This is a genomic window from Micromonospora sp. NPDC047707 (assembly GCF_040704235.1).
GTDB lineage: Bacteria > Actinomycetota > Actinomycetes > Mycobacteriales > Micromonosporaceae > Micromonospora.
This window is the reverse complement of record NZ_JBEYSU010000001.1, coordinates 179,048-199,299: the sequence shown is the minus strand read 5'-3', so window position 1 is coordinate 199,299 and position 20,252 is coordinate 179,048. Positions and strand designations below refer to the sequence as shown.

General features: G+C 73.1%; 25 protein-coding genes. 13 read left to right on the top strand and 12 right to left on the bottom strand.

Annotated features, from left to right (window positions below; all coding sequences use genetic code 11):
• Positions 1–39: 39 nt before the first annotated feature.
• Positions 40–1,101 carry an iron ABC transporter substrate-binding protein gene (locus AB0873_RS01005; RefSeq protein WP_366598047.1) on the bottom strand — a complete coding sequence of 354 codons (1,062 nt, stop codon included), beginning with the start codon at positions 1,099–1,101 and terminating at the stop codon, positions 40–42.
• Between the two features lie 162 nt (positions 1,102–1,263).
• On the opposite strand from AB0873_RS01005, the gene AB0873_RS01000 reads away from it, so the two are divergent.
• The gene (locus AB0873_RS01000) at positions 1,264–1,839 is read left to right on the top strand and encodes an HhH-GPD-type base excision DNA repair protein (protein ID WP_366597888.1); all 576 of its coding nucleotides are present in this window, start codon (positions 1,264–1,266) and stop codon (positions 1,837–1,839) included.
• 97 nt (positions 1,840–1,936) lie between these two features.
• The gene (locus AB0873_RS00995; protein WP_366597887.1) at positions 1,937–3,175 is read left to right on the top strand and encodes a low temperature requirement protein A; all 1,239 of its coding nucleotides are present in this window, start codon (positions 1,937–1,939) and stop codon (positions 3,173–3,175) included.
• 17 nt (positions 3,176–3,192) lie between these two features.
• On the opposite strand, the gene AB0873_RS00990 is transcribed toward AB0873_RS00995, so the two are convergent.
• Both AB0873_RS00990 and AB0873_RS00985 read right to left on the bottom strand, forming a co-directional pair.
• Entirely contained in the window at positions 3,193–3,501 is a 309-nt protein-coding gene (locus AB0873_RS00990) for a hypothetical protein (RefSeq protein ID WP_155333444.1), read from the bottom strand.
• 13 nt (positions 3,502–3,514) lie between these two features.
• A complete protein-coding gene (locus tag AB0873_RS00985) occupies positions 3,515–3,802 on the bottom strand; it encodes a hypothetical protein (protein ID WP_230688834.1) in 288 nt (95 codons plus the stop codon).
• Between the two features lie 105 nt (positions 3,803–3,907).
• Between AB0873_RS00985 and AB0873_RS00980 the strand changes: the two genes are divergently transcribed.
• A complete protein-coding gene (locus AB0873_RS00980) occupies positions 3,908–4,264 on the top strand; it encodes a DUF3099 domain-containing protein (RefSeq protein WP_155333442.1) in 357 nt (118 codons plus the stop codon).
• Positions 4,265–4,376: 112 nt separating this feature from the next.
• On the opposite strand, the gene AB0873_RS00975 is transcribed toward AB0873_RS00980, so the two are convergent.
• Both AB0873_RS00975 and AB0873_RS00970 read right to left on the bottom strand, forming a co-directional pair.
• Positions 4,377–5,273 (bottom strand): sugar kinase, encoded by an 897-nt coding sequence (locus AB0873_RS00975; protein WP_366597886.1) that lies wholly within the window; start codon positions 5,271–5,273, stop codon positions 4,377–4,379.
• Positions 5,270–6,190, bottom strand: a complete 921-nt coding sequence (locus AB0873_RS00970) for a pseudouridine-5'-phosphate glycosidase (RefSeq protein ID WP_366597885.1) — start codon at positions 6,188–6,190, stop codon at positions 5,270–5,272. Before AB0873_RS00970 ends, AB0873_RS00975 begins: the two co-directional genes overlap by 4 nt.
• 83 nt (positions 6,191–6,273) lie before the next feature.
• On the opposite strand from AB0873_RS00970, the gene AB0873_RS00965 reads away from it, so the two are divergent.
• From AB0873_RS00965 to AB0873_RS00955, 3 genes are all read left to right on the top strand, one after another.
• On the top strand, positions 6,274–6,498 hold the full coding sequence (locus tag AB0873_RS00965; protein WP_196255745.1) for a DUF3039 domain-containing protein: 225 nt from the start codon (positions 6,274–6,276) through the stop codon (positions 6,496–6,498).
• A 40-nt stretch (positions 6,499–6,538) separates the two neighbouring features.
• Positions 6,539–7,180, top strand: a complete 642-nt coding sequence (locus AB0873_RS00960; protein ID WP_366597884.1) for a TRIC cation channel family protein — start codon at positions 6,539–6,541, stop codon at positions 7,178–7,180.
• A 184-nt stretch (positions 7,181–7,364) separates the two neighbouring features.
• Positions 7,365–9,098: a DEAD/DEAH box helicase gene (locus tag AB0873_RS00955; protein WP_366597883.1), complete on the top strand. Its 1,734-nt coding sequence runs from the start codon at positions 7,365–7,367 to the stop codon at positions 9,096–9,098.
• A gap of 130 nt (positions 9,099–9,228) precedes the next feature.
• Here AB0873_RS00955 and AB0873_RS00950 read toward each other — a convergent pair whose 3' ends face one another.
• The 3 genes from AB0873_RS00950 to AB0873_RS00940 form a co-directional block, all read right to left on the bottom strand.
• Positions 9,229–9,462, bottom strand: coding sequence for a hypothetical protein (locus AB0873_RS00950; protein WP_155333437.1), 234 nt, complete (start codon positions 9,460–9,462; stop codon positions 9,229–9,231).
• Between the two features lie 244 nt (positions 9,463–9,706).
• Complete coding sequence (locus AB0873_RS00945) at positions 9,707–11,317, bottom strand: RNA polymerase sigma factor (RefSeq protein ID WP_366597882.1); 1,611 nt, start codon at positions 11,315–11,317, stop codon at positions 9,707–9,709.
• A 617-nt stretch (positions 11,318–11,934) separates the two neighbouring features.
• Complete coding sequence (locus AB0873_RS00940) at positions 11,935–12,201, bottom strand: hypothetical protein (protein WP_366597881.1); 267 nt, start codon at positions 12,199–12,201, stop codon at positions 11,935–11,937.
• A gap of 250 nt (positions 12,202–12,451) precedes the next feature.
• Between AB0873_RS00940 and AB0873_RS00935 the strand changes: the two genes are divergently transcribed.
• Positions 12,452–13,270 carry an inositol monophosphatase family protein gene (locus AB0873_RS00935; RefSeq protein WP_155333434.1) on the top strand — a complete coding sequence of 273 codons (819 nt, stop codon included), beginning with the start codon at positions 12,452–12,454 and terminating at the stop codon, positions 13,268–13,270.
• Positions 13,271–13,307: 37 nt separating this feature from the next.
• Here the strand turns inward: AB0873_RS00935 and AB0873_RS00930 are convergent, their stop codons facing one another.
• Positions 13,308–13,817, bottom strand: a complete 510-nt coding sequence (locus tag AB0873_RS00930) for a LytR C-terminal domain-containing protein (protein WP_366598046.1) — start codon at positions 13,815–13,817, stop codon at positions 13,308–13,310.
• Positions 13,818–14,246: 429 nt separating this feature from the next.
• Here AB0873_RS00930 and AB0873_RS00925 point away from each other — a divergent pair, with 429 nt between their 5' ends.
• Complete coding sequence (locus tag AB0873_RS00925) at positions 14,247–14,543, top strand: DUF4193 domain-containing protein (RefSeq protein WP_007075406.1); 297 nt, start codon at positions 14,247–14,249, stop codon at positions 14,541–14,543.
• 141 nt (positions 14,544–14,684) lie between these two features.
• The gene (locus AB0873_RS00920) at positions 14,685–15,533 is read left to right on the top strand and encodes a hypothetical protein (RefSeq protein WP_366597880.1); all 849 of its coding nucleotides are present in this window, start codon (positions 14,685–14,687) and stop codon (positions 15,531–15,533) included.
• A 6-nt stretch (positions 15,534–15,539) separates the two neighbouring features.
• Here AB0873_RS00920 and AB0873_RS00915 read toward each other — a convergent pair whose 3' ends face one another.
• Positions 15,540–16,028, bottom strand: coding sequence for a DUF3093 domain-containing protein (locus AB0873_RS00915; RefSeq protein WP_155333432.1), 489 nt, complete (start codon positions 16,026–16,028; stop codon positions 15,540–15,542).
• 84 nt (positions 16,029–16,112) lie between these two features.
• Between AB0873_RS00915 and dut the strand changes: the two genes are divergently transcribed.
• From dut to AB0873_RS00895, 4 genes are all read left to right on the top strand, one after another.
• Positions 16,113–16,625 carry a dUTP diphosphatase gene (gene dut, locus AB0873_RS00910; RefSeq protein ID WP_366597879.1) on the top strand — a complete coding sequence of 171 codons (513 nt, stop codon included), beginning with the start codon at positions 16,113–16,115 and terminating at the stop codon, positions 16,623–16,625.
• Positions 16,626–16,715: 90 nt separating this feature from the next.
• Positions 16,716–17,396 carry a DUF3710 domain-containing protein gene (locus tag AB0873_RS00905; protein WP_366597878.1) on the top strand — a complete coding sequence of 227 codons (681 nt, stop codon included), beginning with the start codon at positions 16,716–16,718 and terminating at the stop codon, positions 17,394–17,396.
• 246 nt (positions 17,397–17,642) lie between these two features.
• On the top strand, positions 17,643–18,023 hold the full coding sequence (locus AB0873_RS00900; protein ID WP_155333429.1) for an OB-fold nucleic acid binding domain-containing protein: 381 nt from the start codon (positions 17,643–17,645) through the stop codon (positions 18,021–18,023).
• 19 nt (positions 18,024–18,042) lie between these two features.
• Positions 18,043–18,720: a DUF3159 domain-containing protein gene (locus AB0873_RS00895; RefSeq protein WP_366597877.1), complete on the top strand. Its 678-nt coding sequence runs from the start codon at positions 18,043–18,045 to the stop codon at positions 18,718–18,720.
• A gap of 70 nt (positions 18,721–18,790) precedes the next feature.
• Here the strand turns inward: AB0873_RS00895 and AB0873_RS00890 are convergent, their stop codons facing one another.
• Positions 18,791–19,480, bottom strand: a complete 690-nt coding sequence (locus tag AB0873_RS00890; RefSeq protein ID WP_196255954.1) for a TrkA family potassium uptake protein — start codon at positions 19,478–19,480, stop codon at positions 18,791–18,793.
• Between the two features lie 2 nt (positions 19,481–19,482).
• Positions 19,483–20,148 carry a TrkA family potassium uptake protein gene (locus AB0873_RS00885; RefSeq protein ID WP_155333426.1) on the bottom strand — a complete coding sequence of 222 codons (666 nt, stop codon included), beginning with the start codon at positions 20,146–20,148 and terminating at the stop codon, positions 19,483–19,485.
• Between the last annotated feature and the right edge of the window lie 104 nt (positions 20,149–20,252).

Genomic DNA, 20,252 nt, shown 5'->3' with positions numbered 1-20,252 from the left:
GCCCGTCGAGGACCGGCCCTGCGGTGGTCGTCGGACTGGTCAGGGCACCAGCCCCGATTCGGTGATCATGGCGACGGTGGCCTCGAGCGTGTCGAGGTCGTTCAGGTCGATGGCCGGTACCTTCAGCTCGGCCAGCGGCGGCACGTACGCCGGGCCCGGGACGCCGGTCACCACCGGGTACTCGAAGGTCTCCTCGGCGAAGTGCTGCTGGGCCTCCGCGCCGAGCAGGTAGTCGACGAACGCTTTGGCGTCGGCGTCCTCGGTGGAGCGCTTGAGCACCCCGACGCCGGCCACGTTTACCAGCGCGCCGGTGTCGCCGCCGGGGAAGAAGTGCAGCTTGGCCTTCATCGCCTCCGGGGTGGTGCCCTGCTCCTTGGCGATCTCGCCCAGGTAGTAGTGGTTGACCAGGCCGACCGCCACCTTGCCGTCGTTGACCTCTTCGACGATCTTGATGTTGTTGTCCCGGATCTGCGGTTCGTTGGCCTTGAGGCCGGCCAGGAAGTCCTTCGCCTTCTGGTCGCCGTGCTGCACCCGGATCGCGGTGACGAAGGCCTGGAACGAGGCGTTGGTCGGAGCGATCGCGACCTTGCCCTTCCACGTCGGGCCGGTCAGGTCGAAGACGGACGTCGGGAGCTGGTCGGTCGTGACCTGGTCGGCGTTGTAGACGAGCACGCGGGAGCGGGCGCTCACGCCGACCCACTGGCCGCTGCGCGCCCGGTACGCCTCGGCGACCTTGCCGGTGGCCGCCTCCGGCAGCGTGGCGAACATGCCCTTCTTGGCCACCGTGCCGAGCGCGCCGGCGTCCTGCGCCAGGAACACGTCGGCGGGGGACTTGTCGCCCTCCTCGACGAGCTGCGCCGCGAGCTGGGCGGTGGTGGCGTACCGGGTCTGGACCTTGATGCCGGTCTGCTGGCTGAACTTGTCCAGCAGCGGCTTGATCAGCTGCTCGTTGCGGCCGCTGTAGACCGTGATGACCTTGTCGTTCGGCTTGCCGGGGTCGGCGGCGTCGTCCTCACCGGACCCGCAGGCGACCAGGCCGACGGCGAGCAGCCCGGCCGCGACGAGCGTCGTGGTGGACCGGCGGAACGTTGGGGACACGATGCGGACCCTCCAGGGAGTCGACGGACGACGGCAGGCGCGACCGGGGTGAAGTTAGCACAGGCTAACCTCATCGTGAATCGGAGTGCCGGTTGGATCACGCATCGCCGTACCGGCCGGTGGTCGGGATGCCCGAGGGCCCGGTCGAGGGGCAGGATGGAGAGCATGACGCTCGCGCTGCCCATCGAACCGGAGGCCAACGCGCTGCTGCGGCGCAGCCCGCTGGCGCTGCTCGTCGGCATGGTGCTCGACCAACAAGTCTCGATGGAGAAGGCGTTCTCCTCGCCGTACGTGCTCGCCCAGCGCCTCGGGCACGAGCCGGACGCCGCCGAGCTGGCCGGGTACGACCCCGAGGCCCTGGTCGCCCTCTTCGCGACCCCACCGGCGCTGCACCGCTTCCCCAAGGCGATGGCGGCCCGGGTGCAGGAGGTGTGCCAGGTCCTCGTCGACCGGTACGACGGCGACGCCGCCCGGCTGTGGAACGGGGTCGCCGACGGCCGTGAGCTGCTGCGCCGCGTCGCCGACCTGCCGGGGTTCGGCAAGCAGAAGGCGCAGATCTTCGTCGCCCTGCTCGGCAAGCGGTTCGGGGTCACGCCGGAGGGCTGGCGCGAGGCGGCCGGCGGCTACGGGGACACCGACGCGTACCGGTCCGTCGCCGACGTCACCGACGCGGAGTCGCTGCGCCGGGTCCGGGAGTACAAGCAGCAGATGAAGGCGGCCGCGAAGGCGGCGAAGGCCTGACGCCACCGACCTGCACCGCGCGGGGGCAGCTGGCTCCGTCGGTGTGACGCGGTCGGGACGACGCAACGGGGCTCCGGCCCGGCTCGTTGAAGCCCAGGTGGACGGGGCGAGGGCGGAACGCGGCGCGGCGTTGCTCCGGCCGGCGGTCAGCTCACCCCGGGCCACCTTCCTGGAGCTCTTCTTCGACCTGGCTCTCGTCTTCGCGCTGACCCGGGTGTCGCAGCGGCTCGTCGACGACGTCACCGGTCGGCAGCCGGGTGACGGCCTCCTGGAGACGCTGCTGCTCTTCCTGGCGGTCTGGCTGGTCTGGAACCTCACCACCTGGGTGACCAGCCGCTACGAGCCGGAGCGGACGGCCATCCAGGCGGTCGTGGTCGGCACCATGTTCGGCAGCCTGGTCATGGCCGTGGCGCTGCCCCGGGCCTTCGAGGAGCGGGCGGTGCCGTTCGTGGCCGCGTACCTGGCGGTCATGATCGGCCGGCCGCTGGTCATCGCCGCCGCGCTGCGCGGGCATCCGCGCCGGCAGGTGCCGCTGCGGCTCGCCGGCTGGGCGGCGGTGGGCGGGGTGCCCTGGCTCGCCGGCGCGCTCGGCCCGGACGAGCTGCGGATGCCGCTGTGGCTACTCGCCCTGACGATCGACTATCTGGGCCTGACGCTGGGCTGGCCGCTCCCGCGGCTGGGCGCCGCCCGCCCGTCCGGCTGGCGGATCGAGGGCGAGCACCTCGCGGAGCGCTACCAGCAGATGTTTCTCATCGCCCTCGGCGAGACGATCCTGGTGATCGGCATGACGTACAGCGGGCCCGACTTCGACGACGATCGGGCCCTCGCCTTCGCGCTCGCGTTCATCACCACGGCGCTGCTCTGGCGGATCTACTTCCACCGGGCCGGCCACCTGTTCGCCGAAGCCCTGCGCGCGGCCCGCGAGCCGGGTCCGCTGGGCACCTCCGCCACCCAGACCCACCTGTTCATCGTCGCGGCGGTGCTGGCCACGGGCGTCGGCTACGAGCTGGTGATCGACCACCCGTTCGATCCGCTGGAGCCGGTGTGGCTGCTCTTCGTGGTCGGCGGCCCGGTGCTCTTCCTGATCGCCCGGGCCCGCTTCGAGTACGAGATCTTCGGCCGCGTCTCCCGGCCCCGGGTCGTGGCGGTGGTGGTCCTGGCGCTGGCCGTCCCGCCGCTCACCCAGGCGCCCCCGATGGCGGCGCTGGCGCTGGTCGTGGTGGTGCTCTCCGGGGTCGCGGTCGCCGACGTGCTGCGCGGCCGGCGGCGGCCGCCCGAGCGGCCCGCCTCCCCACTGGGGCGCCGGACCTCCCGCGGTGGCACCTTCCCCGCCTGACGAGGGGCGGGACGGGATCAGGCGGCCGTCGGGCGGGAGAGGGCGGCGAGCGCGCGCCGGACGTCGGCGAGGGAGACCGTCGCCGAGTCGTCCAGGTCGGCCAGGCCGGCCTCGATCCACTGCCGCATGAGCGTGGTCACCCCGATGCCCCGCGCGTCCGCGGCGGCGCGAACCCGCTCGTACGTCTCCAGGGGCAGCCGGACCGACCGGCTCACCATCGGGCCGTCGGTGTCCGGGGTGGGCAGCTCCGCGGGCTGGCTCTCGTCGATCAGGTCGGCAAGAGCGTCGCCGCCGTGGAACCGCTTGACCGCCTCGTCACGGTTCATGCTGACCGCCTCCTCATCGGCGCTCTCTCCGCACGGCCTCGTCGTAACGCTTGGCCTCCACGTCGGTCAGCTCGCGGGCGGAGAGGATGTCCCAGTCGTTGTCGGTGCCGTCGGCCTCGGCGAGCAGCACGGCCAGCCGGCGCCCCCGACGGGCGGAGGCGTAGACGACCATCACGTCGTCGCCCAGGTGGCGGATGACCCGCCGACCGCTGTGCAGCGCCTCCCAGACTTCCCCCGGCGTGACGTCGTAGACCCTCAGGTTTGCCAGCGCCTCGTCGGTGAAGCTGAACCTGCTGCCCACGGCGCGAGCGTACCACGGTCGTAACACGACCTGGTCTGCGTCGAATCTCGCTGATCACGCCTGCGGAGTGACAGGATGGGGCGTAACCCCTCGAGGAGGTCCGCGGTGAAGCATCAGGCGTACCAGCCGATCCTGATCACCGACGCCTCGCGCAGTCAGGACGACCAGCTCAACAGCCGGCAGAAGCGGTACGTGCTGATGATGGGCGTCCGGGTCGCGTGCGTGATCGTCGGCGCGATCCTGGTCGGCGCGCAGGCCCCACTGCTCTGGCTCTGGCTGCCGCTGGTCGCCCTGGGCATGATCCTCATCCCCTGGCTCGCCGTGCTGCTCGCCAACGACCGGCCGCCCAAGGAACAGCACCGCCTGGCCGGCCGCTTCCAGCCGCGGCAGCGGGACGAGACCCCGCCGATGAGCCTGACCACCGAGGAGCAGCCCCACAAGGTCATCGACGCCGAGCCCTGATCCGCCCGGCTCGAACCCCGCTCCGCCAGCCACTGATCGGTCGTCGGGACGACGGCCGCACCGGTCGGACAGTCCGGCAACGCCCGGGGTCCGCCGGAGCGGCCGGCGGCGGTCAGCGCGGCGGTCGGGCGCCCACCTGGCCGACCGCCGACGCGCCCAGGTCCCCGGCCCGGTGCAGCGCCGCCTCCGGCGATGCTCCGGCCAGCCAGGCCGACAGCAGGCCGGCGGCGAAGGCGTCACCCGCCCCCGTCGGGTCGACCACCGCCATCCGGCGGGCCGGCGCCACCGCGATCGCGGCGTCCCGATCCACCCACACCGCACCAGCCGCGCCACGCTTCACCACCACCCGACGCGCCGACGCGGACAGCACCCGCCCCTGCGCCGCCGGGTCCAGGCCACCGGCCAGCACGGTCGCCTCCTCGGCGTTGACCAGCAGCAGGTCGACCCCGCGTACCCAGGTCAGGAAGGCCGCCGCGCCCACCCGCCGCAGCGGGGCCGCGGAGGCCGCGTCGACGCTGACCGTGAGGCCCCGCTCGCGGGCCGCGGCGAACGCGCGCAGCCCGGCCGGCCGCGACCCCGCGTCGAGGAGGGTGTAGCCGGACAGGTGCAGGTGGGCGGCGTCCGGCGCCGCGTCCAGCGCCGCCTCCACCGCTTCCGGGGTCAGCCGCAGGTTCGCCCCCCGCTCGGTGACCATGGTGCGGTCGTCCGCCGTGGCGAGCACGATGACCGTCCCGGTGGGGGCGTCCGGCACGCGCGAGACCGCGCAGTCGACGCCGCCGCGTTCCAGTTCGGCCACCCGGTCCCGGCCCGGCCCGTCGTCGCCGACCGCGCCCACCAGCGTCACCGGTACGCCCAGTGCCCCCAGCCAGGCGGCCGTGTTCGCCGCCTGGCCGCCGCCGGTGAACCGGATCGCCGCCGAGGTGTCCGACCCGGCCACCGGTGGCCCGGACAGCACCGCCACCACGTCGGTGATCAGGTCGCCGACGACGATGATGCGGGGTGTCGTCATGCCGGGCGGGACGCCGCGACCGCGATCCGGGCGGCGAGGTCGGCGTTGCGCAGGATGATGCGGACGTTGACCGCGAGGCTCGCGCCCTCGGTGGCCGAGTGGAAGTGCGCCAGCAGGAAGGGCGTCACCGCCTTCCCGGTCACGCCCGCACGCTCCAGCAACGTCAGCCCGTCGGCGAGGGTCCGGTCGTGCAGCGCCGGGTCCAACTGCTCGTCGGCGGGCAGCGGGTTGGCCACGATCAACCCGCCGGTGCGCAGGCCGTGCTGGTCACGCGCGGCGAGCACGGCCGCCACCTGCTCGGGGGAGTCCACCGACCAGTCGAGGTCGAACCCGCCGTCGGTCAGGTAGAAGCCGGGGAATCGGCGGGTGCGGTAGCCGACCACACCCACGCCCAGGGTCTCCAGGCGCTCCAGGGTGGCGCCCACGTCGAGGATCGACTTCACCCCCGCGCAGACGACGGCGATCGGCGTCCGGGCGAGGGTGGTCAGGTCGGCGGACTCGTCGAACGTCTGCGCGGCCTCCCGGTGCACCCCGCCGAGGCCGCCGGTGGCGAAGACCCGGATGCCGGCCGCCGCGGCCACCGCGCTGGTGGCGGCCACGGTCGTGGCGCCGTCCGCGCCGGTCGCGGCCGCCACGGCGAGATCGCGTACGGAGAGCTTCGCCACGCCGTCGACGGTGGCGAGCCGGGTCAGCTCCCCGTCGTCGAGGCCCACGACGAGTTGGCCGCCGACCATGCCGATGGTGGCCGGCACCGCCCCGGCGTCCCGGACGGCCTGCTCGATCTCGCGGGCCACCCGCAGGTTGTCGGGCCGGGGCAGGCCGTGCGAGACGATCGTGCTCTCCAGGGCCACCACCGGGCGGCCGGCGCGCAGGGCGTCGGCGACCTCGGCACCGTGTCGGATGTGAAAGTCGGTCACGACGTTCCACCGTACGACCTCGGCCGGTACGGCATGAAGTGGACCGGGCCCGGGGTGACCTGCCAGACTTGGCGGTTGGAGGTGTGGAAGTGAGCACACAGGTTCTCGAGCGTCCCGAGGTGAAGGACGCCGACACCGGTCCCGAGATGTTCCACTACGTGCGCAAGGAGAAGATCGCCGAGAGTGCCGTGATGGGCACCTTCGTCGTGGCGCTCTGCGGCGAGACGTTCCCGGTCACCAAGGCGGCCAAACCCGGCTCGCCGGTGTGCCCGAAGTGCAAGGAGATCTACGACTCGTTCGCCCAGTGAACCGGGGCGGGCGGCGGTGCCGCCCGCGTAACCTGCGGCCGTGACCACCTCCACGGCCCTCCTGCTGGCCGACCTCACCGGGGTCGCGGTGTTCGCGGCCTCCGGTGCCTCGGCGGCGGTCGCCAAGCGGCTGGACCTCTTCGGTGTCGTCTTCGTCGGCTTCGTGGCCGCGCTCGGCGGCGGGATCTTCCGGGACCTGGTGATCGACGAGGTTCCGCCCCTGGCCTTCGCCGACTGGCGGTACGCGGCCACCGCCGCGGTCACCGCCGTCGGTGTCTTCTGGCTGCACCCCCAGCTCGCCAAGCTGCGCACCACCGTCCTGGTGCTGGACGCGGCCGGCCTGGGGCTGTTCACCGTCACCGGCACCCTGAAGGCGCTCGACGCGCAGGTGCCCGCGGTGGGCGCCTGCGTCATCGGCATGGTCACCGCGATCGGCGGCGGCCTCGGCCGGGACCTGCTGACCGCCGAGATCCCCGTGGTGCTGCGCCGCGAGATCTACGCGGTCGCCGCGCTCGTCGGCGCCGTCCTCGTCGTCCTGCTGCACTGGCTCGGCCACGCCGACACGATCGGGCTCACCGTGGCCGCGGTCCTGGTCTTCCTGATCCGCCTGGTCTCCCTGCGCCGTCGCTGGTCCGCCCCGATCGCCACGCTCCGCCCACCCCGGACGGGAGCCCCAGGCTGACCCGCCCCGCCGTGGGGGCCGGCGGGGCCGGTGTGACCCGTGCTGTGTCGAGTGGGGTCCCGGGGCTCCCGCGGTTATGCTGAGTCGGCCTTCGCGGCACCTTCTGCGCGGAGGCGTTTTCATGGGCGGCGGCACCCGTGGCCCTCGGCCGGTGCCCGCCTCAGGCGGTCGGAGAGGAGCTCGCGTGGCAGCCCGGACGCCGGCGCTCGAGACGTTCCCGGCCCTGCGCGCGTGGCAGCGCAAGGCTCTCGTGGAGTACCTGCGCCGCCGTGACCCCGACTTCACGGCGGTCGCCACCCCGGGCGCCGGGAAGACCACCTTCGCCCTGCGGATCGCCGCCGAGCTGCTCGCCGACGGCACCGTCGAGGCGGTCACCGTGGTCGCCCCCACCGAGCACCTCAAGACCCAGTGGGCGCAGGCGGCGGCCCGGGTCGGCGTCCAACTCGACGCCGCCTTCCGCAACGCCGACCTGCACTCGTCCGCCGACTTCCACGGTGCCGTGGTCACGTACGCCCAGGTCGGCATGGCTCCGCAGGTGCACCGGCGGCGCACGATGACGCGCCGCACCCTGGTCGTCCTCGACGAGATCCACCACGCCGGGGACTCGCGCACCTGGGGCGACGGCGTGAAGGCCGCCTTCGAAGGGGCCGAGCGCCGGCTGATGCTGACCGGCACCCCGTTCCGCTCCGACGACAACCCGATCCCGTTCGTCAGCTACGAGCGGGGCGGGGACGGCCTGCTGCGCTCCCGCGCCGACGCGGTGTACGGCTACGCCGACGCGCTGCGCGACGGCGTCGTGCGGCCGGTGCTCTTCCTGGCCTACTCCGGTGAGACCCGCTGGCGCACGAACGCCGGCGAGGAACTGGCCGCCCGGCTCGGCGAGCCGATGACGCAGGACCTGATCGCGCAGGCCTGGCGGACCGCGCTCGACCCGGCCGGTGACTGGATGCCCCAGGTGCTGCGGGCCGCCGACGCCCGGCTGACCGTGCTGCGCAACGCCGGCATGCCGGACGCGGGCGGCCTGGTCATCGCCAGCGACCAGCAGGCCGCCCGGTCGTACGCCAAGCTCCTCGATCAGGTGACCGGTGAGAAGGCCGCCGTGGTGCTCTCCGACGACGTGGGCGCCTCGGCCCGGATCGCGACGTTCGCGGCGTCCGACCAGCGGTGGCTGGTGGCGGTCCGGATGGTCTCCGAGGGCGTCGACATCCCCCGCCTCGCGGTCGGCGTGTACGCGACCAGCGCCAGCACGCCGCTCTACTTCGCCCAGGCCGTCGGCCGGTTCGTCCGGGCCCGCCGGTCCGGGGAGACCGCGTCGGTGTTCCTGCCCAGCGTGCCGCACCTGCTCGGGCTCGCCAGCGAGATGGAGGCCGAACGGGACCACGTGCTCGGCAAGCCGAAGGACCGGGAGGGTTTCGACGACGACCTGCTGGAGCGTGCCCAGCGCGACGACCAGGCCAGCGGCGAGCTCGAAAAGCGGTTCGCGGCGCTGTCCGCGACCGCCGAACTCGACCAGGTGATCTTCGACGGGGCGTCGTTCGGCACCGCGGCCCAGGCCGGTACCCCGGAGGAGGAGGAGTACCTGGGCCTGCCGGGCCTGCTCACCGCCGACCAGGTGGCCATGCTGCTGACCAAGCGGCAGGCCGAGCAACTCGCCGCGCAGCGACGCCGAGCCGCCGAACGGCCCGCTGAAACGTCCGCTGCGGCCACCGCCGCCCCGCCGGCACCGATGAGCGCGGCGCAGCGGCGCGTGGCCCTGCGGCGGCAGCTGAACGCCCTCGTGGCGGCCCGACACCACCGCACCGGACAGCCGCACGGCAAGATCCATGCCGAGCTGCGCCGCATCTGCGGCGGCCCGCCCAGCGCCCAGGCGACGATCGAGCAGCTCGAGGAACGCATCGCGGCGGTGCAGACCCTCTGACCCGGTTCGGGCGCAGCCGCGTCCCCCCGCCCGCCATGCGCCGGCTGTCCGGTTGACGCGGGCCGCAGGACACGAAAGACCGGCCGGGCCCCTCCAGGGGCCCGGCCGGTCTTATGTCGGAACTACGGACTCAGTTCGCCATCAGATCGGCGCCACGCCAGCTGAACTCCGGGTCCGTCGCGTACCGCACGGTGATCTTCACGAGATCCTCGGCGTACTTGTTCGCGTGGTGCCCACAGAACACCAACTCGCTCCCACCAGCCAGAGTGACGCGGAGCTTGCCGGCAGCATTGCAGCGGTCGCACCGTTCATCGGCGGCCGGGGGGCTCACCGTCTCGGGCGGCGGCGTGAGGGTCGGGGTCATCGCCTTCCTCCTCTGGTCGTCACCGATGAACACTCTCTTCGGTCGTTGCTCACCTATCGTGCAACACCCTTGTCGGGCCTCGCCTTCCCTGTGTGCCCGCGGGGGACCGAGGTCACACATGGCTCCGACAGCGTGCCATGCACCAAGGGTGCCACGTCAACGATCACATTCGTGCAACCAAACGATCACCATGCGGCGTTGCACGCCAAGTGTTCAAAACGACACGTTCAGTTGACGGCTCCGGTCAGTCCAGGTAATCCCGGAGGACCTGCGAACGCGACGGGTGGCGCAGCTTGGACATCGTCTTGGACTCGATCTGCCGGATGCGCTCCCGGGTCACCCCGTAGACCTGACCGATCTCGTCCAGCGTCCGCGGCTGGCCGTCGGTCAGGCCGAAGCGCAGGCGCACCACGCCCGCCTCACGCTCGGACAACGTCTGCAGCACCTGCTGGAGCTGATCCTGCAGGAGCGAGAACGAGACGGCGTCGACCGCGACCACGGCCTCCGAGTCCTCGATGAAGTCGCCGAGCTGGCTGTCGCCCTCGTCGCCGATCGTCTGGTCCAGCGAGATGGGCTCCCGGGCGTACTGCTGGATCTCCAGCACCTTCTCCGGTGTGATGTCCATCTCCTTCGCCAGCTCCTCCGGAGTGGGCTCGCGGCCCAGGTCCTGGAGAAGCTCGCGCTGGATCCGGCCCAGCTTGTTGATCACCTCGACCATGTGCACCGGGATGCGGATGGTGCGGGCCTGGTCGGCCATGGCGCGGGTGATGGCCTGGCGGATCCACCAGGTGGCGTAGGTGGAGAACTTGTAGCCCTTGGTGTAGTCGAACTTCTCGACCGCGCGGATCAGGCCGAGGTTGCCCTCCTGGATCAGGTCGAGGAAGGCCATGCCGCGGCCCGTGTACCGCTTCGCGAGCGACACCACCAGGCGCAGGTTGGCCTCGAGGAGGTGGTTCTTCGCGCGCTCACCGTCCCGCGAGATCCACAGCAGGTCGCGCTGCATCTCGCGGTTGAGCTTCTCCTCGCCCTCGTCGGCGGCGCGCAGCCGCTCGGCCGCGTAGAGGCCGGCCTCGATCCGCTTGGCGAGCTCGACCTCCTGCTCCGCGTTGAGCAGCGGGACCTTGCCGATCTGCTTCAGGTACGCCCGGACGGAGTCGGCGGACGCCGTCAGCTCGGCGTCGCGGCGCGCCTGCTTGAGCGCCTCGGACTCCTCGTCGTCCCATTCGAAGTCGTTGTCGTTGGCGGAGTTGGCCGCGTCGGTCTCGGCGGCCTGGGTCAGCTCGGCCGGCTCGTCGACGACGACGTCCTCGATCTCGGCGGCCAGTTCCTCCGGATCGATCTCGCCCTCGGCCTCGCCCTTGGCCTTGGTGGCGGCCTTGGCGGCCTTCGCCGGGCCGGCCTCGGCCACCGTCGCCTTGGTGGCCCGGGTGGCCTTCCTGGCCGGCGCCGCCGCCTTGGCGGCCACCTCGGCGGTGGTGCCGGTGGCCTTGCGGGCGGTGGCCTTCCGCGGTGCCGGGGCCGGGGCCTCGTCGGCGGCGGGCGCCTGCTTCGGCGCGGGAGCGGCGGCCTTCTTCGTGGTCTTGGCGGTCGTCGCCCGGGACGCCGGGGTGGCCGAACGTGCGGCCGCCACCCGGCGGCGGGGTGCGGTGGTGGCCGAGCCGTCGACCACGACGGTCACTCCCGCCTCGGAGAGCGCCCGCAGGATCTTCTTGGCCTGGGCCGGAGTCACCTCGGCGGACTCGACGGTGCGCGCGAGCTGGGCCGACGTGAGCTGACCGCCGGCGCTCTGCGCGTGCGCGATCAGGGTGTCGGTGAGCGAGCGAACGTCGGCGCCGGTCTGGCGGGGTTCTGTCACGAATGACCTTCCGGAGGCGAAGAGCGAGCACGGCCGGGTCGTCCGGCGCGAGGCGGAGCGCTTGTGCCGGGCGATGTCGTTGAGGGACCCCCGTGTCCCGGGCCGGCCGGTCGCTGGCGGTCCGTGGCGCGTGGGCAGGGTGAATTGTAACGCCGTCCACGGCGATCATCCGGCGGCGCACGGTGTACCGGCCGCGAAAGTGGCCGATTCGGTGCAGACAGCGCCCGGGTAAGGATGCGATCCGCACATAAAGCGGAAATCCACCCCGAGGCGAGGCGCCGTGCCAGGGACCCCGCACCCGGCGACGACCTGTCGACCGCGCGGCCCACGCCGCCGCTGAGGTGGATCAGCGAGGCGACGCGGGCTCCGCCCGGTGTGTGCGGTCGTGCCTTGCTGCCCGGTCCCGGATCGGCCCATTCGCCGGGACGGTAGGCGCGACCAACGGCACAGCCCGGCCGTCACGGCCGGCCCGTAGACGAGGCGATCGCGCCGCGTCGACCACGCCCTTATTGGTACGACCCGTCGGCGCGGCCACTACCGCCGTTCGGGGAGCGGCCGCGCCGAGTCAATGCGTCAGTTTGTTTGAAATTGCGGTCGAGCAGACAGATTACCGAGCCTCAGTCGATGTAATCGTTCATGAGGGGGTTGCACCATTCAACGCCACCGCTGACCAGAGTGCGGGCCTTCCAGTGAATAACGGCGCGCGTGACGTTGTTGGGCTCGATGCTGAAGGTCGTCTCGCGTCCCGCGCCGTCCGGCAAGGTGTAACTGCCATACCTCGCGCCGCTCCAGTAAACCTTGATCCGAGTGTCGTCGCTGTACCGGTCCTTGACGGTGAAGTCGTTGCGCTGCGGGATGCAGCAGGTGCCGCTGTTGAACCACACCTCGCCGCAGGGCTTTCGTCTGGTTGCCGTACCCGTTCATTTCAGGGGCCGTGGAGGATCGGCCGTGGCCGGTCCGCGTTGGCGCCGCCGCTGACAGGCACGCGCGCCCCCGGTCCCGTTGGCGTCGTCCGGCTCTCGCCGGACCAGTCTTCGGCCGCACCGTAGGATGAGCGACGCTGAGACGGCGGAGACGATTCCGTGCTGGTCCTCATCAATTCGCGCGCACCCGTGTGTGCGGGCAGGGGGAAGTTTGACTAGTTCAGTGCCGACACCGAAGGAACTGCTCACGATCGCCGTCGACGTGGCGCGGAATGCGGCGGACACCGCGTCCCGAATGCGCGCCGAGGGGGTGTCGGTCGCCGCGACCAAGACCACCGCCACCGACGTCGTCACCGCTGCCGACCGGGCGGTCGAGCGACAGGTCCTCGATGCGCTGGCCACGCTCCGTCCGCAGGACCAGGTGCTCGGCGAGGAGTACGGGGAAGGCGCGGCCGCCGAGGGAGGCAGTGGGGTGCGGTGGATCATCGACCCGATCGACGGCACCGTCAACTACCTGTACGGGCTCCGGCACAGCGCCGTGTCGCTGGCCGCCGAGGTGAACGGCACGGTGGTCGCCGGGGTGGTGCGCAACATCAGCACCGGCGAGGAGTGGACGGCGACGGTCGGCGGCGGCGCCTGGCGCGACGGCCGGCGGCTGCGCTGCTCCGCCGAGACCGAACTCGGCCAGACCCTGGTCGCCACCGGCTTCGGCTACGACCCGAAGCGCCGCGCCCACCAGGCCCGGGTGGTGGCGGAGCTGATCCCGCACGTCCGCGACATCCGCCGCCTCGGTGCGGCCGCCATCGACCTCTGCTTCGCCGCCGAGGGGCGGGTCGACGCGTACTACGAGAAGGGGCTTGCCGCCTGGGACCTCGCGGCCGGCGGTCTGGTGGCCACCGAGGCGGGGCTGCGGGTCGCCGGGCTGGGCGGCGCGGCGGCCGGGCCGGACATGGTCGTCGCCGCGCCACCGGCCCTCTTCGGGCCCCTGCACGACCGGCTGGCCGACCTCGACGCCGCCGGCGGCCCCTGACGCCGACCGGCCGGCCTCGGCCGGCCGGTGCCGGAGCTCACTTCTGCTGCATCGGGCAGGAACCCGGCGGCGCCACCGGCGAGCCGAGGTCGCCCAGGGACTGGTTGACCTCGGTGGTGGTGGCCAGCTGCTGGAAGGCGCTGCCGAGCACCACGTCGACGGTGTCGTCCGTACGCTTCGGGTCGTACTCGGACTCGGCGTTGTCCAGGAAGTACGCGCGCAGCAGGTGCGCCGAACCGACGCCCTTCGGGCCGTACCGCAGGACCGCGATGTCCTCGATCTGCTTCCCGGTGCCGGTCTTCTTGACCTGGAACTGCCGGTTGCGGAACTCGTCGGCGACCTTGTTGGCGAGGCCGGGCTGATCCGTGCCGTTGAGGACGTTGATCTTCACGTCCTTGCGCTCTCGCAGGGTCACGTCCGCGCGCGGCCAGCCCTCCGGGCAGCCGCCGCCGATGCCCGCCCCACTCTGCGTGTCACGTACCAGTGCGACGACCACGAAGACCAGCGCCAGCACCCCCAGCAGGCCGACCACTACGAGTGCTCGCACTCGCGCAAAGCTCATCAGGGCGCTCCCGGGCAGTGGGTGGTGGCGGCCGGCGGCGGGTCGGGCCACCGGGCCGGCCGTCGAGTACGCCGCTGAGGTTAACGGTTGTCCGGCCGTCGCGTGGAAACAGGCGGACATGCCGGCGCGCCGACCGGGAACCGGGTAGTACTACCCCTATCTTCGTGTCGCCTGAGTCACATTGGGAACAACTTGCCGTGCGGGGGCGTACATCTCTGCCACGAGGGCGGTATACATGCCACGCCCAAAGGGGGGGTAAGGTACCGCGCTCGCCGGGGAAGTTTCTCTGGCGGCACCGGCCCGGTACGTCGGGTCGGGTGACCGACACAAGTGGTGGCCGGCCAGCGGAACCGAAACAACGTCGTCCGGCGTTACAACCGGAAGCGACAACATCGACATGGGAGAGTGAAACCGATGGCCACCGACTACGACGCCCCGCGTCGCGACGAGGTCGACCTCGGCGAGGACAGCCTGGAAGAGCTGAAGGCCCGGCGCGTCGACTCACAGTCGGGCGCCGTGGACGTCGACGAGGCCGAGGTGGCGGAGAGCTTCGAGCTGCCCGGCGCCGACCTGGCCGACGAGGAGCTCACGGTCAAGGTGCTGCCGATGCAGCAGGACGAGTTCCGCTGCGCTCGCTGCTTCCTCGTGCACCACCGCAGCCAACTGGCGGTCGAGCGCAACGGCGAACTGATCTGCCGCGAGTGCGTCTGACCGCACGCGGCATCACCGGCGGCGGCTCCCATCCGGGGCCGCCGCTCGTTCCGGTTGCCGTGCAGCGGTCCGGTGGAGCTGCTTGACTCGTGAGGAACGGCCGCCAGGTCGGCGGCGCGTCCACCGGGGAGGTTCGGTGCCATGACCGAGCGGAAGGAGCGGGACGTCGCGTCCGGCGCGGCCCCGGAGCGCGCCGCCGACGGATCAGCGGCCGGAGGCGAATCGGCGGGTGGCGGCGACGAGTTGGGGGCCACCGTCGCCGCGCTGACGGCCGACGACATCGGGCCGGCGCGTCGCCGCCAACTGCTCGGCCGGCTGGTCGGGCAGGCCCGCGCGCGCAACCTCGGTGACCTGTTCAAGCCGAAGGCGGCCGTGCGTTGGATGGTCGACACGGTCGCCGAGATCGCCCCGCACGTGCCGGTCCGGGACCGGGCCACCCTGCGCCGGCACTTCCCGGACCTGGACGACGAGGCACTGGCCGAACGCCTCATCCGCAACGCCGCCCGGGCGACCGCGGGCGTCGGCGCGGCCGGGGGCGGTGTCGCGACCGTCGAGTGGGCCATCACCCCGACCCTGCTGTCGGCGCCGGTCCTGCTGGCCGCCGAGACGGTCGCCGTGGTGGCGATCGAGCTCAAGTTGACCGGCGAGCTGCACGAGGTCTACGGCGTGCCGCTGCCGCCGGGCCGGGCCCAGCGGTCGGTGGCGCTCGTGCAGGCGTGGGCCACGAAGCGGGGGATCAACCCGATGATGCCGGGCGTCGGCGTGAGCGCCGTACTGGGCACCGCGGCCCGTCGTGAGCTGCGCGACACCCTGCTCCGGCGCTTCGGCCGCAACCTCACCACGCTCGGCCCGTTCCTCACCGGCGCCGCGGTGGCGAGCTACCTCAACCGGCGGGCGACCCGGACGATGGCCGACGAACTCCGCACCGACCTCCGGCGCCGCGCCGGCAGCCTGCCCGGCCCGCCGCCGGCGCTGCCCGAGGCGCCCTGAGCCGGCTCAGCGCCCCGCGGGGCTGGTCCCCGCGGCGTCCCGGGCCGCGAGGAGCGCCTCCGCCAGCTCGACCGGCCGGCGCGTGCTCACCACCCAGAACGGGGTGGGATCGGCCGGGTCGTCCAGCACGACCTGCACCGCACCGGCGATCCACGGCCGCTGCACCACGAACGCCAGCGGGTCGGCGCCCACGCCGAGCACCTCGCGTCGGCCGGCGGCGTCCAGCGGCACGACGTCGGCGACGAAGCGCGCCGGCAGGCGGGCGTCGTCCACCCGCAGCTCGCCCTCCTGGACGGCCAGCCGGATCCGGCCCAGCCACGCCATGCCGGCCACGGCGGCGGGCAGCAGCACCACGAACGGCAGCCACGCCCGGACGCCGGGCGCACCCATCCAGATCTCGGCGGCGAACAGGGCGGCCACGGCCAGCCCACCCACCCAGAGCCACCAGGGCAGGCTCAGCCGTTCGGCGTACGACGGGGACGGGGACACGCTCACGTGGTGAAGGGTACGGCGCACGACGGGGTGGCGACCGGGCAGGATGGCAGGGTCACCCCAGGAACCGGACGGAAGAGGGGAACCGTGACCGACGTCGTACCCGTGCCCGTACGCCAGCTCGACCCCGGGCTGCCGCTCCCGGCGTACGCCCATCCCGGCGACGCCGGTGCGGACCTGGTGGCCGCCGCGGACGTCGAGCTGCCACCGGGCGGCCGCGCCCTGGTGCCGACCGGCGTGGCCATCGCGCTGCCGGAGGGGTACGTGGGCCTGGTCCACCCCCGCTCGGGGCTGGCGGCCAGGCTCGGCGTAACCGTGCTCAACGCGCCCGGTACGGTCGACGCCGGCTACCGGGGTGAGATCCTCGTCAACCTGATCAACCATGATCGGGAGACGCCGGCCCGGATCGTCCGCGGCGACCGCATCGCGCAGCTCGTCGTGCAGCGCGTGGCGCGGGCGGAGTTCCAGCCGGTGGCGGAGCTGCCCGCGTCCCGGCGGGGGAGCGGCGGGCACGGCTCCACCGGTGGCCACGCCAACCTGGTGCCGGCGCCCGCCGCACCGGGAACGGACGGCCGGCGGCCGGCGGCCGGGGCGCCGTGACGCGGTACGACCGGCGGCCGGTCCACCAACGGGCGGGCGGACGGACGGAAGAGGTGGCAGGGTGAGTGCGAACAGCGGAGGGTGTGCGCAGTGATCTTCTCCCGAAAGCGGGCCGGTGCCGGGCGGCACACGCATGACGAGCGGACCGAGGTCCGCGACGCCAACGAGCTGGAGGCACCGGTGATCCCGGAGGCTCCGGCGCGTGGCCCGTACGACGCCAGCGAGGCCCCGTCCGGAGTGCAGCGACTCGACCTGGGCAGCCTGCAGATCCCCGCGGTGCCCGACGTCGAGGTGCGGGTGCAGGCCGACCAGCAGGGGGTGATCCAGCAGGTCGTGCTCGTCCACGGGCAGAACGCTCTCCAGCTCGGCGTCTTCGCCGCCCCGCGCAGCGAGGGCATCTGGGACGAGGTGCGTGAGGAGATCCGCCAGTCCCTCTTCAACGACGGCGCCGCCGCCCAGGAGATCGAGGGCGAGTACGGCACCGAGTTGCAGGCCCGGGTCCGCACCCAGGACGGCATCACCGACCTGCGCTTCGTCGGCGTCGACGGGCCGCGCTGGATGGTGCGCGGCGTCTTCCAGGGCGACGCGGCGACCAACCCGGCCGCGGCCGGCCCGCTGGCCACCTGCCTGGAGGGCCTGGTGGTCGACCGGGGCCACGAGGCGAAGCCGGTCCGCGAGCCACTGCCGCTGCGGCTGCCCCGGGAGGTCGCCGAGCAGGCCGGCCCGGGCGACGCCGCCACGGCCGCCGCCGGCGAGGCCCGGGAAGCCTAGGGTCCGCCCGGCCGATCTCGTCGAACCGAGGCGAGGTCCAGGCGACGGTCCGGCCAGGCGACAGCCGCCCGGGCCCGGGTCCCAGCCGGCCGCGCCGGGACGGCGACGCGGGCCCGGCCGGACGTCCACCGCCCGCGCCGGTGCCGGCCGTGTCGGCGTACGCTGGCGGAGCGGTCCCGGCGTCGTCGGGGCCGGTCCACTACCGGCCCCGGGCCGGGCCAGCGTGGGAAGGGTGACGCGGAGGTCATGTCGACCGACGAGCGGCGGGGTTCATTGCGGCGCATGCTGCGACGGCTCACCGCGAGCGAGGCGGAAATCGAGGCGCAGGAGCTGCGCCGGGAGAGCGCCGAGCACGGCGGTGTGCCGGCCCGGCAGTGCAGCCGGGGCGAGGTGGTCTCGGTGTCCGGCCGGCTCCGCACGGTGGTCTACACCCCCCGGACGAACCTGCCCACGTTGGAGGCGGACCTCTACGACGGCAGCGACGTGGTGACCCTGGTGTGGCTGGGACGGCGGCACATCTCCGGCATCGAGCCCGGACGGCACCTGACCGCGCGCGGCCGGGTGGCCGTGCGGGACGACCGCAAGGTCATCTACAACCCGTACTACGAGTTGGAACCGCCGAAGTGACCCGGACGGAAGGCACGCGATGACGACGGGACAGCACCGGGCGACCCAGCCGGGCACCGGGCCGGACGAAGAGGAGCCGCTGCCGACCATCGCCGAGCAGATGGCCGACCAGTTGGGCGGCTGGCGGGGCCTGCTGGAGTCCAGCATCCCGGTGGTGGTCTTCGTGGCGGCCAACATCGTCGGCGACCTGCGTCCGGCGGTGATCGCCGCGGTGGCGGTGGCGGTCGCGATCGCCGCCCTACGGCTGGCGCAGCGGCGGCCGATCCGGCACGCGGTCAACGGGCTGTTCGGCATCGCCATCGGCGCCGCGATCGCCTGGCGGACCGGCGACGAACGGGACTTCTACCTTCCCGGCATCCTCTACGGCATCGGCTACGGCGTGGCGCTGCTGATCTCGGCGGCGATCCGGCAGCCCCTGGTGGGCTGGATCTGGTCGGTGCTGGTGGCCAAGGGCCGCTCCGACTGGCGGCAGGACCCCCGCCTGGTGCGCACGTTCACCGGGCTCACCGTGCTGTGGGGCGTGGTCTGGCTGGCGAAGGTCGGCGTCCAGGCCGGCCTCTACCTCGCCCAGCAGGACACCGCGCTGGGCGTGGCCCGGCTGGTGCTGGGCTACCCGCCGTACGTGCTGCTGTTGCTGATCACCGTCTGGACGGTGCGGCGGGTGACCCACGAGTCGTCGCCGGCGCCGACGGCCTGACGGTCGGCCCGGCGTGCCCTGACGGTCGGCCCGACCGTGCCCTGACGGAACGGCCGGGCGGCCCCGGCGGTCAGCGGGACTCGCGGGTCCGCTCGACGCTGTCCGGACCCAGCACCACCGCGCGGACGGCGTCCTCCACCTCGGCGGTGCACACGAAGATCAGCTCGTCGCCCGCCTCGATGGGGTCGTCCGGGCTGGGCACCAGCACGCGCTTACCCCGCAGGATCGCCACCAGCGCGGAGTCGCGCGGCAGCGGCACGTCCCGCAGCGGCTGGCCGACGTACGGGGCGGTCGGCGGCAAGGTGATCTCGACGAGGTTCGCCTCGCCCTGCCGGAAGGTCATCAGGCGGACCAGGTCGCCCACCGTGACCGCCTCCTCGACCAGGGCGGCCATCACGCGCGGCTTGCTGACCGCGACGTCCACGCCCCACTGCTCGGTGAAGAGCCACTCGTTCTCGGCCCGGTTGATCCGGGCGACCACCCGGGGGACCGCGAACTCGGTCTTGGCCAGCAGCGAGACCACCAGGTTGACCTTGTCGTCGCCGGTGGCGGCGACGACGACGTCGCAGCCGGCGACGTCGGCCTCCTCCAGGCTGGCGAGCTCGCACGCGTCGGCCAGCACCCACTCCGCGTCCGGAACCCGGTCCGGGCGGAGCATCTTGGGCTGGCGTTCGATCAGCATGACCTGGTGGCCGTTGTCGATCAGCTCCTGGGCGATGGAACGACCCACGTTGCCGGCGCCCGCGATGGCGACCCGCATGGTCACTGCCCCCCTTCCGGCGGACGCGCCGCCACCGCGGTGACGGTGTTCACGATGTCGTCGGTGACCAGCATGAAGACCTGGTCACCCTCCTGCACGACGGTGGACGGCGTGGGCAGCGTGCCGATGCCGAACCGGATGAGGTACGCCACCCGGGCGCCCGTCGCCTCCTCCAGCCCGCGCACGGGCCGGCCGATCCAGTCCTTGTGGAGCGGCACCTCGACGATCGACACGGTGCTCGTCGCGTCGCGGAAGATCTCCACGGTGCCCTCGGGCACCAGGTGCCGCAGCATCCGGTCGGCCGTCCAGCGCACCGTGGCCACGGTCGGGATGCCGAGGCGTTCGTAGACCTGCGCCCGGCGCTGGTCGTAGATGCGGGCGGCCACCCGGGTGACACCGAACGTCTCCCGGGCCAGCCGCGCCGAGATGATGTTGGAGTTGTCGCCGCTCGAGACGGCCGCGAACGCGTCCGCCCGCTCGATGCCGGCCTGCCGGAGCACGTCGCCGTCGAAGCCGGCGCCGGTCACGGTGATCCCGGCGAAGTCCGGGCCGAGCCGACGGAAGGCGTCGGCGTCCTGGTCGATCACCGCCACCGAGTGCCCGCGGACCTCCAGGCTGTGCGCGAGGGTCGAGCCGACCCGCCCACAGCCCATGATCACCACATGCACCGCGTTCCTCCTCAGGGTCCGCACCCGCTCCGACCGGTGAGCGGTCGTCTGCGAGCCTGCCACGTTCCCGGGGCGGGCGCGGACCGACGGTACTCCGCTGGTAC